This window comes from Streptomyces sp. NBC_01317 (assembly GCF_035961655.1).
Taxonomy (GTDB): Bacteria; Actinomycetota; Actinomycetes; order Streptomycetales; family Streptomycetaceae; genus Streptomyces.
Map to the genome: position 1 here is coordinate 7,670,139 of NZ_CP108393.1, position 16,792 is coordinate 7,686,930.

Annotated in this window: 14 protein-coding genes; 10 read left to right on the forward strand and 4 right to left on the reverse strand. The window is 72.1% G+C overall.

The genetic code is table 11. From position 1 onward, the window contains the following. The first annotated feature begins 200 nt into the window (after positions 1-200). Positions 201-1,199, forward strand: a complete 999-nt coding sequence (locus OG349_RS33120; RefSeq protein WP_327238103.1) for a hypothetical protein — start codon at positions 201-203, stop codon at positions 1,197-1,199. A 145-nt stretch (positions 1,200-1,344) separates the two neighbouring features. Further along, the gene (locus tag OG349_RS33125) at positions 1,345-2,874 is read left to right on the forward strand and encodes an amino acid permease (RefSeq protein WP_327238104.1); all 1,530 of its coding nucleotides are present in this window, start codon (positions 1,345-1,347) and stop codon (positions 2,872-2,874) included. A gap of 52 nt (positions 2,875-2,926) precedes the next feature. Here the strand turns inward: OG349_RS33125 and OG349_RS33130 are convergent, their stop codons facing one another. Both OG349_RS33130 and OG349_RS33135 read right to left on the reverse strand, forming a co-directional pair. Then, positions 2,927-3,703 carry a glycoside hydrolase family 75 protein gene (locus tag OG349_RS33130; protein WP_327238105.1) on the reverse strand — a complete coding sequence of 259 codons (777 nt, stop codon included), beginning with the start codon at positions 3,701-3,703 and terminating at the stop codon, positions 2,927-2,929. 47 nt (positions 3,704-3,750) lie between these two features. Continuing rightward, positions 3,751-4,263 carry an NUDIX domain-containing protein gene (locus OG349_RS33135; RefSeq protein ID WP_327238106.1) on the reverse strand — a complete coding sequence of 171 codons (513 nt, stop codon included), beginning with the start codon at positions 4,261-4,263 and terminating at the stop codon, positions 3,751-3,753. A gap of 221 nt (positions 4,264-4,484) precedes the next feature. Between OG349_RS33135 and OG349_RS33140 the strand changes: the two genes are divergently transcribed. Continuing rightward, positions 4,485-4,631 (forward strand): hypothetical protein, encoded by a 147-nt coding sequence (locus OG349_RS33140; RefSeq protein ID WP_202532907.1) that lies wholly within the window; start codon positions 4,485-4,487, stop codon positions 4,629-4,631. 95 nt (positions 4,632-4,726) lie between these two features. Here the strand turns inward: OG349_RS33140 and OG349_RS33145 are convergent, their stop codons facing one another. Continuing rightward, a complete protein-coding gene (locus tag OG349_RS33145; RefSeq protein ID WP_327238107.1) occupies positions 4,727-6,925 on the reverse strand; it encodes a discoidin domain-containing protein in 2,199 nt (732 codons plus the stop codon). Positions 6,926-7,304: 379 nt separating this feature from the next. Between OG349_RS33145 and OG349_RS33150 the strand changes: the two genes are divergently transcribed. After that, complete coding sequence (locus tag OG349_RS33150) at positions 7,305-8,090, forward strand: SDR family oxidoreductase (RefSeq protein WP_327238108.1); 786 nt, start codon at positions 7,305-7,307, stop codon at positions 8,088-8,090. Between the two features lie 72 nt (positions 8,091-8,162). Further along, positions 8,163-9,059 (forward strand): SDR family oxidoreductase, encoded by an 897-nt coding sequence (locus tag OG349_RS33155; RefSeq protein WP_327238109.1) that lies wholly within the window; start codon positions 8,163-8,165, stop codon positions 9,057-9,059. A gap of 18 nt (positions 9,060-9,077) precedes the next feature. On the opposite strand, the gene OG349_RS33160 is transcribed toward OG349_RS33155, so the two are convergent. Further along, positions 9,078-9,848, reverse strand: a complete 771-nt coding sequence (locus tag OG349_RS33160; protein ID WP_327238110.1) for a TetR/AcrR family transcriptional regulator — start codon at positions 9,846-9,848, stop codon at positions 9,078-9,080. A gap of 111 nt (positions 9,849-9,959) precedes the next feature. Here OG349_RS33160 and OG349_RS33165 point away from each other — a divergent pair, with 111 nt between their 5' ends. The 5 genes from OG349_RS33165 (at position 9,960) to OG349_RS33185 (ending at position 16,771) form a co-directional block, all read left to right on the forward strand. Further along, the gene (locus OG349_RS33165; protein ID WP_327238111.1) at positions 9,960-10,988 is read left to right on the forward strand and encodes a phosphotransferase family protein; all 1,029 of its coding nucleotides are present in this window, start codon (positions 9,960-9,962) and stop codon (positions 10,986-10,988) included. A gap of 131 nt (positions 10,989-11,119) precedes the next feature. Then, entirely contained in the window at positions 11,120-11,536 is a 417-nt protein-coding gene (locus OG349_RS33170) for an ATP-binding protein (protein ID WP_327238112.1), read from the forward strand. A 50-nt stretch (positions 11,537-11,586) separates the two neighbouring features. After that, positions 11,587-12,156 (forward strand): hypothetical protein, encoded by a 570-nt coding sequence (locus OG349_RS33175; RefSeq protein WP_327238113.1) that lies wholly within the window; start codon positions 11,587-11,589, stop codon positions 12,154-12,156. Between the two features lie 138 nt (positions 12,157-12,294). Then, positions 12,295-12,651 (forward strand): DoxX family protein, encoded by a 357-nt coding sequence (locus tag OG349_RS33180; RefSeq protein WP_327238114.1) that lies wholly within the window; start codon positions 12,295-12,297, stop codon positions 12,649-12,651. A gap of 79 nt (positions 12,652-12,730) precedes the next feature. Next, complete coding sequence (locus tag OG349_RS33185) at positions 12,731-16,771, forward strand: AfsR/SARP family transcriptional regulator (RefSeq protein ID WP_327238115.1); 4,041 nt, start codon at positions 12,731-12,733, stop codon at positions 16,769-16,771. Positions 16,772-16,792: the final 21 nt, after the last annotated feature.

Consider the following 16,792-nt stretch of genomic DNA (forward strand, 5'->3'; position numbering starts at 1 on the left):
GACGGGGTGGGACCTACAATGATCGCCGAGCACCGGCAGGGCGCCCTTGAGGCACCCGACCAGCAGCGGATCGCTTCGCACCCCCACCGCGCCAGAGGATCCATGACGACCACATGCCTATCCGGGTGTCGCTTCCGCCGCACCCGATACACCCGACATACCCGGCGCACGCGTGTTCCGGGTCGACCGGGGCCGGGCTGATGGCGGGCGACCACATACGTCCCGTCTACCACCCGGCGGGCCACGACGGCGAGTTGCGCGCCGCCGTACAGGACCTCAAGGCCGGGCGGTGGGTGTCGATGCGCAACCTGCTGGCCGACACGTCGGGTTGGGGACTGTGGACCCAGCGGACGCAGGTGCTCGCGGCCGTCGCCGCCGGTTCGGACGCCGTCCGGACCTGGCGCGCCGAGGAACCCGCGAATGTCGCCGCGACGGTGATGCACACCCGCGTCGTGGTCGAACGCGCCCTGCGGGCGCACCGGGAGGGGCATCCGCGCACCAAGGAGCTGTGGCAGCTGGGGTGGGAGGCGTGCGGCGCCGCGGCCAGGATCGCCCCCGACGACCCCGTGCCGTGGGTGTGCCTGCTCGCGCTGTCCCAACTCGACTCCCGGCAGCGGCTGGAGGAGCACCGGCTCGCGCCGCCGGGCCCGATGCTGTTCCCGGGCCCCTGGGAACTGCTGTCCGAGGCCGACCGGCGCGACCCGTACAACCGCGAGGCCTACCACCGCATGCTCCAGTTCGTGTACGCGCGCAGGGGCTCCCGCTCGCTCGCCGAGGCCGTCAACTTCGCCCAGTGGGCGGCCTCCACGGCGCCGGCGGGGTCGGCCCTGCACGTCCTGCCGCTGTACGTACGGGTGGAGCGCTACCGCCGCGAGAACGGGCAGGAGAAAGCCCTCGACCTGCACTGGGTCACGGAGGACGCCACCCGGGACGCGGCGCGGGCGCTGGACCTGTGGTTCGACCGGGCGGTCCTGGCCGAGGCCTCGCTGCTCGACCTCAGCCATCTCGCGCACGCCCTCTGGGGATCGCTCCAATTCGAGTCCGCGGCGCGGGTGTTCGAGGCGCTCGGGCCGTTCTACGCCACCCTTCCCTGGGCCTACCGGGCCCGGGACCCCGCGCAGGCGGAGGAGATGTTCCTCCGCGCCCGGAGCCGCTCGCTCGCCGGTGCCCGCGAGGCCCGGGGCGACCCGCCGGGCTGAGCCGGGCCCAGCCGGCCGGCCGGGCCCCCGCCCCGTCCGGCCGTACGACTCCACCGCGCCGGTTCCGTACCCCCGCACCCCGTTCCGTACCAGCCCGTATGCCCGTACCCGTCCCCTCGTCCCCGCCCCACCCCGGAGGTTTCCCGTGTCCCTTTCCCCGCCGGCCTGGTCGAACTCCGGCCTCGGTCCGCAGAAGGACGAAGAACAACGGCTGCGGGAACTCGGCTACCAGCCCGTCCTCGCCCGCCGCATGGGAGGGTTCGGCAACTTCGCCATCAGCTTCTCGGTCATCTCCATCCTCTCCGGATGCATGACCCTGTACGGCTTCGGCATGAACACCGGCGGTCCGGCGGTGATGCTCTGGGGCTGGGCGGGCGTCGGCCTGTTCGTCCTCTGCGTCGGCATGGCGCTCGCCGAGGTGACCAGCGCCTATCCGACCTCCGGCGCCCTCTACTACATGGCCGACCGGCTGGGCGGCCGTAAGTGGGGCTGGTACACCGGCTGGTTGAACCTGCTCGGGCTGCTGGGCGCGATCGCCGGAATCGACTACGGCGCCGCGCTGTTCACCGGAGCCTTCCTGAACCTGCGCTTCGGGTTCGAGCCCACCCCGGGCTGGACCATGGTCATCTTCGTGTGCATCCTGCTGCTGCACGCCGTGCTCAACCTGTTCGGCGTACGGCTGGTCAGTGTGCTGAACTCGGTCAGTGTGTGGTGGCACCTCGGTGGTGTCGCCGTCATCGTCGGCGCCCTGGCGATCGTGCCGTCCCACCACCAGTCGCCCACCTACGTCTTCACCGAGTTCGTCAACAACACCGGCTGGCACAACTCGTTGTACGTGGCGGCGGTCGGACTGCTGCTGGCGCAGTACACCTTCTGCGGGTACGACGCCTCCGCCCACCTCTCCGAGGAGACGTCGAACGCCTCCGTCACGGCGGCGCGCGGCATCGTGCGCGCCATCTGGGTCTCCTGGATCGCCGGCTTCGCCCTGCTGGCCGGCCTCACGTTCGCCATCCAGGACTACACCGGCGCCCTGAACAGCTCCACCGGCGTGCCGCCCGCGCAGATCCTCATCGACGCGCTCGGCACGAGCGGCGCCACCGCGATGCTCCTGGTCGTGATCGTCGCGCAGCTGTTCTGCGGCAACGCGGAGGTCGCCGCCGCCAGCCGGATGGTGTTCGCGTTCAGCCGCGACAACGCGCTGCCCGGCTCGGCGTGGTGGCGGCGCGTCAGCAGCCGTACGCAGACCCCCGTCAACGCGGTGTGGCTGTCGGTGGTCGTCGCCTGCGTGCTCGCCCTGCCCTCCCTGTACTCCACGACCGCGTACAACGCCGTCGTCGCCATCAACGTCATCGGCATCACCCCCGCGTACGCCATCCCGATCTACCTGCGGCTGCGCGCGGGCAAGCGCTTTGAGCCCGGCCCGTGGAACCTCGGCCGCTGGAGCAAGCCGGTCGGCTGGATCGCGGTGACGTGGGTGGCCGGGGTGACGGTCCTCTTCTGCCTTCCGCAGGCGAGCCCGGTGACCGTCGACTCCATGAACTACGCGGTGGTCGCGCTCGCCGTCGTGCTCGTGCTCGCCACGGTGTGGTGGTACGTGGCGCGCGGCTCGTACAGCACCCCGCAGTCGTACGGGAACGCGCGCGAGCAGTCGGAGATCTCCGAGGGGATCGTCTAGCCGTTGAACCACGCGCCGAGCGGCCCCGTCCCGGGACCGGGGCGGGGCCGTTCTACTTCGCGGCGCCGTTGTACTTCGCGCCGCCGTTCTCCCGTACGAACTTCTTCGCCAGCGCTTCCCCCAGCCGGACGGCCTCGTCGTGGTTCTCGATGGGGGAGACCCGGGTGTTCTTGAACAGGATGTACGTCACCCCCGAGGGCACGCCGCCCCGCTGGGGGTGCGCCGGAATGCCCAGGCCGTCCGCCGTTGCGTACGAGGCCTCCCCGATGATGCCCACCGGGCCGGTGTCGCCGACCACCGCGTACTGCACCCGCCCGCCGTGGACGACGGCCACGACCCCGCCCCCGCGGATGCCCGACGCCGGGTAGCTCCACCGCTCGCTCGGCGCCGGCACGACGACGAACGGCAGCTTCTCCGAGTTCAGCGGCCTGCCGTCGGACTGGGAGAAGGCGGTGCTTTCCTGGAACCAGGGGTCGGTCGTCGTGTTGCAGTGGGCGGTGACCTGCCCGTCGCAGTCGATGTCCATGTCGGCCTTCCAGAACACCGCGCCCGTCGCACCGCAGACGGGAACCGTGGCCGCCGCGCCGGCGTCGACGCGGTACTTGCCCTTCGAGACCGGGGCGCAGGCGGTGGTCGCGGCCAGCAGGTCCGCCGCCTGCACCGTGCCCTCCTGGTCCGGTGCCCGCCGCTCGCCGCCCGGCCCGCCCGCCCCCGCCGGGGGGCCGGCGGGGGCGAGGGACGTCGCCTCGGCGGGAAGGACGGTCGCGGGCAGGGCCGCGGCCAGCAGGGCGGTACCGACCGTGCCGAGAACATGGGTACGACGAGCCATGGGCTGATCCTTTTCCTGGCGTTCCTGGCGTTCCTGGTGGCGAGGTCCTACTCGCCCGGCGGAGGGGGAAGCGGACGGTCGTTGTCCGCTATCTGCTCCGCCACCAGGGCCGCCAGCCGGTCCAGGAACACCCGCTGACCCGCCACCAGGCGCCGCGCCGCCTCCGGCAGGGCGAACCAGGCCACCCGGTCGATCTCGGGGAACTCCCGCAGGACACCGCTGCCCCGCGGCCACTCCATGGTGAACGTGCCGGGCACGGCGAGCGCCGGGTCCAGATCCCCCTCGACCGCCCAGATCGTGACGATCTTGCCGCCGCGCCGGCGTGACTCGCCCAGCGGTGTCCACGGCCCCTCGGGGGGCGGCAGGCCCAGCTCCTCCTGGAACTCCCGGCGCGCGGCGGCCTCGGCCGGCTCCTCGGGGCCGTACTCCCCCTTGGGGATCGACCACGCGGCGTCCTCGCGCCCCGCCCAGAACGGCCCGCCCATGTGCCCGAGCAGCACGGCGACACCGGTGTCGGTGACCCGGTGGACAAGAAGTCCCGCGCTGCGCTTGCCCGGCATGCCGTCAAGTCTGGGCGCTCCCGAGTCACTCCGCCCGAACTGATGAGCCGTGCGGGGCACGGCCGACGCCTCGACGGTCCGACGCCTCGACGGTCCGAGGCGTGGACGGTCCGAGGCGTGGACGGTCCGGCGCGTGGACGGCCCGGCACGGGGTAGGCGCACGGCAGATCGACCCGCCCACGGCTTCGGAAGCCATGGATCCCGCGTCCCCAGGAGTCAACATGGCCGGCATGCTCGACCGCATCAAGCAGTTCACCCGCAGCCCGCAGGGGCAGCGCGTCACGGAGCAGGTACGGCGTGCCTCGGCCGACCCGCGGAAGCGGGAGCAGGCACGCAAGCTGTTCGGCAAGCTGCGCGGACGGCGCTGACGCGCCGGTACGCAGCGAGCAGGGCCCGTCCTCGGATCGAGGACGGGCCCTGTCGTGTGCTGACTGTCAGATCACCGGATCAGTCGTTTACCGGACTACGGGAACGAGGTGATCGTCGACGGGACCGTGCTGGTGCCGGACGTGGCCGACCCCAGACTGTTGATCACGTGGTTGTACTGACCCATCCCACCGAGGGACACGACCAACAGGTCGTGGAACTTCACACCGGGTTTGACCGGCGCCTGGAAGCCGTGCTCCTGGATGATGTTCGGATCCGACGTGTAGTTGCAGTAACTGCCCAGACCCCAACCCTCGTGGTTGTTCACGGAGTCGGCCACCTTGTAGGCGGCGTACCCCCTGATCGAACCGTTCTGGATGGCCGCCTGGTTCGGCGCGTCGTACGCCTTCTCGTTCTGGAAGAAGATCGTCTTGCCGTTCTCGCCGTACCACTCCACGTCGTACTTGTTGAAGTGTTCGACGAACAGGCCGGTGGCGAGGACGTCGTCGCCGTTGACCCGTAGACCGTAGTCGGCGCGGTTGGTCTCCCAGCCGACACCGGCACCGTGGTCGGCCCGCCAGATCCAGGTGTGGTCGATGATCGTGTCATCGCTGTTGATCACCATGCTGGTGGTGGCCTTGCCCGGGCCCGCGCCACCGATGCGGATGAAGACGTCCTGGACGGTGGTCGGGTTCGCGGAGTGGTCCGCCGACGCGCCCTGGGGTCCGACCTCGAGGAGCGTCGGGGAGTTGACGGGACCGGCGTCGATCAGGAAGCCGGCGAGCTTCACGCCGTCCACGTCGGCGACCTTCATCGCGGTCACCCCGTTGTCCGGGATGATCGTGGCGAGGCCGAGACCGAGGACGATCGTGTTGGCGCGGTTCACGTTGATGGTCTGGTCGATGTGGTAAACGCCGGGCGTGAACAGGAGGTTGAGCCCCTGAGCGAGCGCCTGGTTGATCGTCGCGGCGGTCGCGCCCGGCTTGACGACGTAGAACTGGTCGAGCGGCACGGACGTACCCTGCGGAGCGCCGTTGCCCCACGTGGTGCCACGGGCGTTGGTGCGCTTCGCCGGGGCGAAGACCTTGTAGGTGTTGCCGTCCAGGTACAGGAACGGCTTCTCCCGCGAGGTCGGGGTGTTGTTCAGCGTGGTGTACGGCGGGTTCGGGAAGCCCTGTGCGGGCGCGCCCTCGACACCGGAGAACACCATGTTCCAGACGCCGTTGGTCCAGCCGCCGACGGAGCTGTCACGGGTGTACCACTGCTGCTGGGAGTACGGGCCGACGGTGCCGTCGATCTTGCTGTCGGCGATGTAGCCGCCACTGGCCCAGCCGTACCCGTTGGGCGCCAGGTTGAGCCCGCCCTTGACGTGCATCCGGCGGAACGGCGCGGCCTGCGCGACGGCCCAGCGGTTGGTGCCGTTGACCGGGTTGACGGCGAGGTTCTCGGCGGAGCGCCAGAAGTTCTGCGTGGCGTTCCCGTTGAACCAGCCGGCGTCCACGGTGATGTCACCGTTGATGTTGGTGTCGTCGGGCGACAGACCGAGGCCGGAGATCGAGGTGTAGAAGCCGAGTTGGGCGTTGAGACCGTTGTACGTGCCCGGCTTGAACAGGAACTGGTAGCGGCCCGAGCCGAACTGGTCCGACTCCTGCTGCTGGAAGACCTGGTCGAGCCTGCCCTGGATGTTGGGCGTCGACGGGTCGAAGACGATCACGTTCGGACCGAGGTCACCACCGCCCGGCAGCGGGTTGCCCGTGCCGCCGTCGGTGCCGCCGAAGACCTGGAACTCCCAGAGGGAGTAGCCCCATTGGGTGGCCCGGACGGTGCCGGTCACCCGGACGTAGCGGGCGTTGCCCGAGACGGTGAGGGTCTGCACGCCACCGGTGCTCGTGGTGGTGGCGTAGGCCTGCGTCCAGCTCGTGCCGTTGGTGGAGAGCTCGATCTTGTACGCCTTCGCGTACGCCGCCTCCCAGTTCAGGACCACCGAGTTGACCGCGACGGTGGAGCCGAGGTCGACCTGGATCCACTGCGGGTCGGAGGCGGCGCTCGACCAACGGGTCCCGGTATTGCCGTCGTTGGCGCCCGTGGCGGGGGTGCCGGCGTTCTCCACGCTGGAAGCCGTCACCGGCTTGCCCTGGGAGAGCAGGGTCGGGGCGGCGTCCGCCTTCGTGCTGGGGATGAGGAGCAACAAGGAGGCGATCAGGGTGGCGGCGACGGAAACGGCGAGTCCTCGCCGTCGGTCCGGCGTGGATCTCCGGAACGCCGGTACCGGCGAAGCGAGCGGAGGAGCGTGCATGGGCATGTCTCCTGAGTCATCAGAAAAGGGCAGCACGGGTGCGTGCGTGGGGGCATGGGTGGGGGGCAGATAGTCGGAGAGCGCTCTCTGGGTAGAGGAGATGCTTCCCCCGTGTTTCGTACACGTCAAGAGTTGTGCGCGAACCGTCCGCTCCGGGTTCCCGTGTCATCAACAAATAACCGGCGGGACGCGCCGATTGTGGGCATCTGGGCGCTGTCCGGGGCGAGTTGAGGAGGGGTCGATTCAGAATCTGACGGCAGGGGGAGGGTGCGCGAAACGGTGTTATGGAGAAGGGCGTATCGCTACTAACGCAAAAGTGTTAGCGTTGCTCCAGGGGTCGCGGAGAGCGCGTCCCGAACCGGGAAGACGGAGTGACGCGATGACGGAGAACACGACCGACGGGACGGCGGAGTACGCGGCCGACACGACGGGGAACACGGCCGGCCGGGTGGCCGTCGTCACGGGCGGCTCCCGCGGCATCGGCCGGCGGAGCGCCGAGCGGCTGGCGGCGGACGGCCTGGCGGTGGTCGTCAACTACGCGGGGAACAAGGTGGAGGCCGACGAGACCGTCGCCGCGATCACCGCCGCGGGCGGCCGGGCCACCGCCGTCCGGGCCGACGTGGCAGACGAGGAAGCGGTGGCCGCGCTCTTCGACGCGGCCACGGAGACCTACGGCGGGGTCGACGTGGTCGTCCACGCCGCCGGCGTCATGAGTGTGTCCCCGATGGCGGAGACCGACCTGGCCGCCTTCGACCGCATGGTCCGTACGAACATCCGCGGCGCGTACGTGGTCGACCAGCAGGCCGCGCGCCGGCTCAGGAACGGGGGCGCGATCATCAACTTCTCGTCCTCCGTGCTGGGCCTCGCCCTGCCCGGCTACACCGCCTACGCCGCGACCAAGGGCGCCGTCGAGGGGATGACCCTGATCCTCGCCCGCGAGCTGCGGGGCCGTGACATCACCGTCAACGCGGTGGCACCGGGCCCGACCGCGACCGCGCTGTTCCTGGACGGCAAGGACGAGGACACCCTCGCGTGGTTCAGGGGGCAGTCGCCGCTGGAACGCCTCGGCACTCCGGAGGACGTATCGGAGGTGGTGTCCTTCCTGGCGGGCCCCGCCCGGTGGGTCAACGGGCAGGTGCTGCGGGTCAACGGAGGGGTCATCTGACCGGGGCCGTACCTCCCGTACTCCGCCCGCCCCTCCCGTCAGCCCTTACCGAGCAACAGAAGGAGCCCCCTCATGGGCAGCACCATTCTCATCACCGGCGCCGGGTCCGGCTTCGGCGCGCTCGCCGCCCGCGCCCTGGCCCGTAACGGCCACACGGTCTACGCGGCCATGCGGGACACCGCGGGTCGCAACGCGCCCCGCGTCGCCGAGACCGCCGCGTACGCCGCCGAACACGGCGTGGACCTCAGGACCGTCGAACTGGACGTGCTGTCCCAGGAGTCGGCGGACGCGGCGATCGCCACCGTGCTGGCCGAGCGGCCGGCGCTCGACGTCCTGATACACAACGCCGGGCACATGGTCACGGGGCCGGCCGAGGCGTTCACCCCCGGAGAGATCGCCGCCGTGTACGACACCAACGTCCTCGGGACCCAGCGGGTCAACCGGGCCGCCCTGCCGCACCTCCGGGACCGGCGCCGCGGGCTGGTGCTCTGGATCGGCTCGACCAGCACCAAGGGCGGCACCCCGCCCTACCTCGCGCCGTACTTCGCGGCGAAGGCGGCCATGGACTCTCTCGCGGTCAGCTACGCCGCGGAGTTGGCGCGCTTCGGCATCGAGACGTCCATCGTCGTGCCCGGCTCCTTCACCACCGGGACCCACCACTTCGTGACCGGCGGACACCCGGCGGACCAGGGTGTGGTGACGGCGTACGAGCAGCGGTACGCGGGCCTGATGGAACAGGTGTCCGCGCGCCTCGCCGCGCTGGCCCCCGCCGACGCCGACGCGAGCCAGGTGGCCGATGCCATGGTCCGGGTGGTCGAAGCGCCTTACGGGGAACGGCCGTTCAGGGTCCACGTCGACCCGGCGGGCGACGGCTCCGAAGAGGTCAGCGACGTCGCGGACCGTATCCGCGCGGAATTCCTCGGACGGATCGGGCTGGCGGACCTCCTGCGCCCGCATGCCGCCGCGTGACACACGGGCCGCGGCTCCTCACGACGAGGGCTCCGCCGCTCGCGCGTCCGACACCCGCTCCAGCCACTCCGTCAGCAGGGCCCCCTCGGCGCCGCTGAGCACCTCGGGCGGCGACTGCCGCAGCAGCGCCCCCAGCCGGGCCGCCACGGCGGGAGCCGTACCGGAGCCGTCGTCGGGCCCGCTCGCCGCCGTCCCGTCCGCCGACGTCCCGTCCGTCCCGCCGGTGTCCGGGCCGCCGTACATCGCCTCGTGGGTGAGGACCGAGGCGTGCACCGCGTCCCGTACCCGCCGCGACATGCCGGGATCGGCGAACGTGGCGGGCCGGGCGACCAGCATCAGGGCCACCCCGACATTGGCCGACATGACCATCTGCGCGGCCAGGTCGGGCGAGATCCGCAGCTTCCCCTCGGCCGCCGCCCGCTCCAGATCGCGGGCGAGGATCCGGTGCGACTCCAGGGCGGAGGCGGGGGGCTCCCGCATGGCGGGGGAGTTCATCAGCCGGTAGAGGTTCGGGTGGGCGCGCGCGAAGGCGACATGGCTGTCCCAGCCCTCCCGCAGATCCTGGACCGGGTCCGCCCCCGGCACGTGCTCCCGCTTGGTCGCCAGATACGTGTCGAAGCCGTGGTCGACCACCGCCGAGAGGAGCCCGTTCTTGTCGCCGAACTGCCGGTAGAGCACGGGCGCGCCGATCTGCGCGGCCTCGCAGACCGCGCGGGTGGAGATGTCGCCGTTGGGCGACTTCGCCAGCAGCTCGGCGGCCACTTCGAGGATGCGGGTGCGCGTGGTCATGGAAGGATGCTATCAATCCGGGCGTAACGATGCTAATGGCAGAGCGTGGAAGTCGCTACGCGGCTACGGTGACCTCTTCGATACGGCGGAGCACGGGATGACAGAGACGAGATGACAGAGGCAACGCGTGGGGATCTCACCCCGGAGGACGTGGCCGGCGTCGTACGGGCCGCGTTCGGGTCCGGGCGTGGTCCCGTCAGGGTGGACCGGCTGCTGGGCGGCAGCAAGAAGGGCGTGTACCGGCTCTCCTTCGGAGACGCGTCCAGCGCCGTGCTCTACAGCTGGGCCGCGAGCGAGAACTACTGGCCGGAGCGCGCCGGTTCGCCGGACGGGCACGAGGATCACGATGATCCGTTCTCGGACGCCACCGGTCACGACCTGTTCGTGGCGGCGCACCGGGCCCTGACGGACCTCGGGGTACGTGCTCCGCGGGTCCATCTGGCCGATGACAGCATGGAGTTGTTCCCGGCGGCCTTCGCGGTGGTGGAGGACCTGAGGGGTGAGACGCTGGACGACCTCCTCGACCGGGACCGTGACGCGGCCGGTGACGTGATGGCGCGGCTCGGCGAGATGCTCACCGTGCTGCACGGCAGCCGGAGCCCCGTGCTCGGGAAGGCCGCGGTGGTCGCGGCCGGGCGCGGCATCGCCCCCGGGGACCGTACGGCCGAACGGACCGTCCTGGACCGGGTGGTGCGCGACCTCGCCGAGGGCGCCGCCCTCGACCGCCGCCTCGCGGAGCTGCGGGAGCCCCTGGCCGAGGTCGCGGCGGAGCTGGCCGGGGCCGTCGGGCCCCGTGGCACGTACGGTCTCATCCACGGCGAACTGGGCCCCGACCACGTGCTGATCGACCCGAAGGGGCGGCCGGTGCTCATCGACATCGAGGGCCTCATGCACTTCGACGTCGAGTGGGAGCACGTCTTCCTGCGCCTCCGCTTCGGCGAGAGCTATCCCGCTCTGCACCGGCCGGGACTGGACGAGGACAGGCTCCGCTTCTACCGCTTCGCCCAGCATCTCTCGCTCGTGGCGGGCCCCTTGCGGATTCTCCAAGGGGACTTCCCGGACCGGGCGTTCATGCGAGGCCTGGTCGAGGAACACCTGCACCACACACGCTCGTTTCTCGCGCCGCGCGGGACCGGTTGAGCCCTGGGGGAGCGGGCGGTGATTGCCGATCACGGTGTCCGGGAATCAGAAGGGGACAGACCGGTCGCCGGACAGGCCTTGGCCATCCCCGGAGCGGCATGCGCCGGTCCCTCACGAAGGGAGTGGTTTCGATGCGTGCGTACGGGCATGCCCGACGGCGTGCCGCACGCGCCACGTACAGCCTGCCGCGGTCGGACTCGTCCGCCCGCTGGGCGCGGCACCTGACGGCCGCCTACCTGAACCACGGCTGCGGCGAGAACGTCTCACGGGACCAGGTCGACGACGCGACCCTGGTCGTCTCCGAACTCGTCACGAACGCAACCCGGCACGGCCGGAGCGGCTGCCGCCTCCAACTCAGCGTGGACCGGGGGCGGGTCACGGTCGAGGTCCACGACAACAGCCCCCTGCGACCCCGCATCTCGACGGCGGACACGATGGCCGAGGGAGGGAGAGGGATGACGCTGGTACGCGAACTCTCCCGCCGCCTCTCGGTGTTGGGCGCCCCGGGCGGCGGCAAGACCGTACAGGCGGTCCTCCTCGCCTGCTGACGTGCCCGCCCTGCTGACGTGGCCGTCGCACCTCGTTCTAGCCTCTCGCCATGAAAGCTGGTGAGGGCGAGGACGCGCTGGTTCTGGCGGCCCGGGAGAGGCTTGCCGCAGGGCAGGACGAGGAAGAGGTCGTCGCCCAACTGGCCGCGAGGACGGGCGAGTGGCACGCCTGCGTGCTGGCCGTGTGCCTGGCCGTGGGCGTGCCCCGGACGGATGCCGAGGCTCGACTGCGCCACGTGGAGCGGTGCTTCGCGGAATTCGAACCGGGCGAAGAGGAACTCCTCTCCAGTCTCCTCGTCATGGGAGACACGTTCATCGTGGACGCGGTGCTCGACGAGCACGACGAGCACATCCGCGGCCTGTTGGAAACCGCCGCCGGCGTACGCGGGGGTTTCCCCGGCGGCCTGATCACGTGGTTTCGCACGGGAGAGCTCACCAAGCTCTTCCTGTACTTCGCCAGGGTCGGAATCCGGGCCGGGCGGGGCTCACCGCCCGATTTCTGGGCCGCGCTGACGGCGGCCGGCGAACTACTGGCGGCCGAGGACGGCCCGGACCAGGCAGAGGTGAGGGCGGGGCTGGAACGCTGCCGCGGGCAGGGCGCCGCCCTCGGTGCGAAATAGGGGCAGTGTCGACCGTTTCACGAACCCATATCAAGCACCGATTTCACGAACCGATGTCACAAAACGGGTCGCCGGAGCGTCTACGGGGAGAACGGCATCCCACGAGGGATCGCCACGCCCCGCAGATACGGAGAAATCGTGTTCGCCGCCTACGTCACGGTCATCATCCTCGGCGCGGTCTTCAACGGTGCCGCCGCCGTCACCTACCTGATCGGCCACGAATACCCGAAGACCCAGGCGGACATGAAGGGCATACCCCGGAAGTGGGTGCCGGTGCTGGGCGTGCTGCTGGCGGCGGGCACCGTGGGGCTGCTGGCCGGGCTCGCCGTGCCTCTCCTGGGCACCCTCGCCGCGTCCGGTCTCGTGCTGTACTTCATCGGCGCGATCATCGCCCACCTGCGGGTGGGCTCTCGCAACATAGTCGGCGGCATCGTGTTCCTCGCCACCGCGGCCGCCGCCCTGGCTCTGGGCCTGTCCTACCACGGCGTTCGGTGAGCCGGCGGTTTCCCACCCGTGGCCCCGCCCCTTGGCCCCACCCCGCCGCCGCCCGCCGCGGAGCGGGGACAATGGACCGGTGACCTACGGCTATCGCGTCCTCGGCGCCACCCGGGCCCTGCGTCCCGACGGGACGGAGGTACGGCTCAGCGGGGCACGGCTGCGCGCGCTGCTCGCCGCCCTCGCCGGGGCCGGCGGGCGTGCGGTCGGCACCGGGGAGCTGGTCGCCCAGGTGTGGGGCGAGGACGAGGAGCCGCCCGCCGACGCGGTGGGCGCGCTGCAAGCCCTGGTCGGGCGGCTCAGGCGGGCCCTGGGCGGCGAGGCCGTGGCCTCCGCGCCGGGCGGCTACCGGCTTGTCGCGGGGCGCGACAGCATCGACCTCTTCCGCTTCGAGCGGCTGGCCGCCGACGGTGCCGCCGCCCTGCGCGAGGGCGACCCCGAGCGCGCTCTGGCGCTGCTGGACGAGGGCCTCGCACTCTGGGACGGACCCGCCCTCGCGGACCTCCCGGGGCGTGCGGCCGACCCCCTGGCCGTACGGGCCGAACAGCGCCGCGCCGCGGCCCGCCGCGACCGGCTGGCCGCCGAGGTGGCTCGGGGAAGGCCGGAGCGGGCACTGGCCGGTCTCGCGGCCCTCGCCGCCGGGGCGCCGCTGGACGAGCCCCTGCACGCCCTGCGGATCCGGGCCCTGCGCGCGGCGGGCCGTCCCGCCGAGGCGCTCCAGGCGTACGAGGAGGTACGGACCGTCCTGGCCACCCGCCTCGGCACCGACCCGGGCCCCGAACTACGCTCCCTGCACACCGAGTTGCTGACAGGCGCCGCACCCCCGAGCCCCACTCCCCGCACCACCCAGGTCGGCAACCTACGGGCCGGACTCACCTCATTCCTCGGCCGGGAAGCCGAACTAGCCGCCCTCGAAACCGAGTTGTCCACCGCGCGACTGATCACCCTGATTGGCGCGGGCGGCGCGGGCAAGACCCGCCTGTCCCTGGAGGCGGCCCGAGCGGCCGCCACCCGAGCGCGGCCCGCCGTGGTGCCGCACGGCGACAGGCTTCACGCGGGCCGGCCCGGCGGGACGCGGGCCGGCAAGGCGCGGGCCGACGTGCCGTGGGCCGAAGGCGGCAGGCCTGACGGTGGTGGGCCCGGCGTGATGCGGGCCGGCAAGGCGTCGCCCAACGGTGGCGAGCGCGATGCGGTAGGGCCCGTCGGTGGTGGGCCTCACGGCGGTGGGCCCGATGGGACGCGGGCCAGTGAGGCGTGGCCCGGCGGCGGCCAGCCGGAGGTGGCCTGGCCCGACACTGGGCGGCCCGAGGGTAGCGAGTCCGGGGACGGCCGGCCCGAGGGTGGCAAGCCTGGGGACGGCCGGCCCGGCGGGGCGTGGGACGAGAAGGCGTCGTCCGACAGCGGTAGGCCGGACGGGACACGGGCCGGCAGGGTGTGGCCCGGGGGCGGGCAGCCGGACGTGGCATGGGACGAGCAGGCGTCGCCCGGCGGAGGCAGGCCCGGCGGGACACGGGCCGGCAGGGTGTGGCCCAAGGACGGCCAGCCGGACGTGGCATGGGACGAGAAGGCATCGCCCGATGGCGGTGGGCCCGGCGGGTCGTGGACCGGCAGGGTGTGGCCCGAGGGTGGTCGGCCCGGAGTGGCGTGGGCCGGGGGCGGCCGGCCTGAGGTGGCGTCGCTCGGCGGCGGCCGGACCGAGGGGTGGCGGGCCGAGGGTGGACGGCCCGGCGGGGCGGTGGGTGGAGACGCGTGGCCCGACGGGGTGTGGGTCGTTGAGTTGGCGCCCGTGCGGGAGGCCTCGGCCGTGTCTGAGGCGGTGCTTACCGTCCTGGGTGCCCGTGAAACCGTCGTGCAGGGGTCGCCCGGGGTACGGGGCACGGCCGCAGGGGCGCCCCCGGTGGACCCCCTCGACCAGCTCGCCGAGCACTGCGGGCAGCGCCGCATGCTCCTCCTGCTGGACAACTGCGAGCACGTGATCGGCGCCGCCGCCGAACTGGTCGAGGCCCTCCTCACCCGCTGCCCCGGCGTCACCGTCCTCGCCACCAGCCGCGAACCGCTCGGCGTGCCGGGGGAGTCCGTACGCCCCGTGGAGCCGCTGCCCCAGGACGTCGCCCTGCGGCTCCTCGCCGAGCGCGGCGCCGCCGGCCGCCCCGGCTTCCGTATCACCGACGACCCTGACGCCTGCGCCGAGATCTGCCGCAGGCTCGACGGCCTCCCGCTCGCCCTCGAACTGGCCGCCGCCCGCCTGCGCGTGCTCGGCCCCCGGCAGATCGCCGACCGCCTGGACGACCGCTTCCGCCTGCTCGGCACCGGCAGCGGCAGCAGGACCGTCCTGCCCCGGCAGCAGACCCTGCGGGCCGTCGTCGACTGGTCCTGGGACCTGCTCGCCGAGGACGAGCGGGCGGTCCTGCGCCGCCTCTCCGTCTTCTCCGGCGGCTGCGCCCTCGCCGAGGCCGAGACGGTCTGCGACACCCCCGACACGCTGTCCCTGCTGGCCTCCCTCGTGGACAAGTCCCTCGTCGTCGCCGACCCCGAAGGCGCCGCCGGCATGCGCTACCGCCTCCTGGAGACCGTCGGCGGATACGCCGCCGAACGCCTCGCCGAGTCGGGCGAGCGGGCGGCCGTCGAACGCCGCCACCTCGCCGCGTACCGCGAACTGGTCCGCGTCGGGGACCCGGAGCTGCGCGGCCACGGGCAGACCCACTGGCTCGGTGTCTTCGAGCGCGAGCACGACAACGTACGGGCCGCGTTGCGCACCGCCGTGGACCACAAGGAGGAGCAGGAGGCGCTCTGCCTCGTCCTCGCCATGAGCTGGTTCTGGCAGCTGCGCAACCACCGTGCCGACGCCCTCGCCTGGTCCTCCGCCGTTGCCGCCCTCGGCCCCGACCCGTTCGAGGAGCCCGTACGGCCCGCCGTACCGCTGACCGAGCCGTGCACGGCCCTGCCCCCGCCCTGGTCGGAGGACCAACTGTGGGAAGCCCGCCGGGGGATACGGCTGATCCTCCTCGCGGGCTCCGACGACGGCTCGTTCACCGCCGACCGGCCCGGCACCCGGTCACGGCTGCGCGCGATCGTGTCGGCCTACGGCCCCGGGCTGCCGCAGAACTGCCGCCAGCCCGGCACCACCTGGTTCTTCGCCCGGCTGATGACGGGAGACCTCCCCGGCATCACGGAGACGATGGAGGAACTGGTCCTGGCCTCCCGGACCCAGGGCGACAGCTGGCATCTCGGCCTGGCCCTGATGCTGCGCGCGAAACTCCTCAACGACCGTACGGAGGGGCTGATCCGCTCCGGCCTCGACGCCGACGAGGCCCTGGCCCTCTTCGAACGGGCCGGCGACCTGTACGCCATCGCCGAATCGCTGTCGGCCCGCGCCGAGACCCACGAACGCCAGGGCCGGTACGAGGAAGCCGCCGCCGACCTCCAACGCGCGATGGAATGCTGCGCACGGATCGGGGCCCACGCCCAGATCCCCCTGTTCAAGGCGCGGTTGGCCTCCGTAGGGCTCGACGCGGCCGACGCCGCCGGTGACCAGGACGCGGAGCGGCGCGCCGAGGAGCTGCTGGTCGAAGCGGTCGAGGAGAACGCGGTGCACTTCGGCCAGACCGCCGGAACGTCCCGGCTGCTGCTGGCCAGACGCTACGGACGCACCGGACGTACAGACCTCGCACGTGCGCAGCTGCACACCCTGGAGGGCGAGAACCCGTACGCCGGCCGGGCCCTCTTCGGTGGCATGGTCGCGGGTCTGCACGGCTGGCTGGACTGTCTGGAAGGGGAGTTCGACCGCGCCCTGGACCATCTGCGGCTGGCTGTCGAGCGCTTCGACCGGCTGGTGTTCCTGGTCGCTCCGCACCTGATCGTCAGTCAACTCCCCAGCGCGGCCTGGGCCAAGGCACGGCTGGGTGAGCCGGAGGCCGGTGCGCGGCTGCTGGGCGCCCACGCACGCCACACCGAACTGCCGGAAGGCATCGGACTGCACCCCTTCCCGCCGGCCTCCGACACCGAGATCCAGGAGCACGCGGAGGCAGTCGTACGCGCGGCACTGGACGGTCCGGCCTACATCCGCGCCCACGCCGAGGGCCGCGACCTCACCGTGGTGGAGGCCGCAGCCCTCATCTGAAGTGACGCAGTTCGAGCTGAC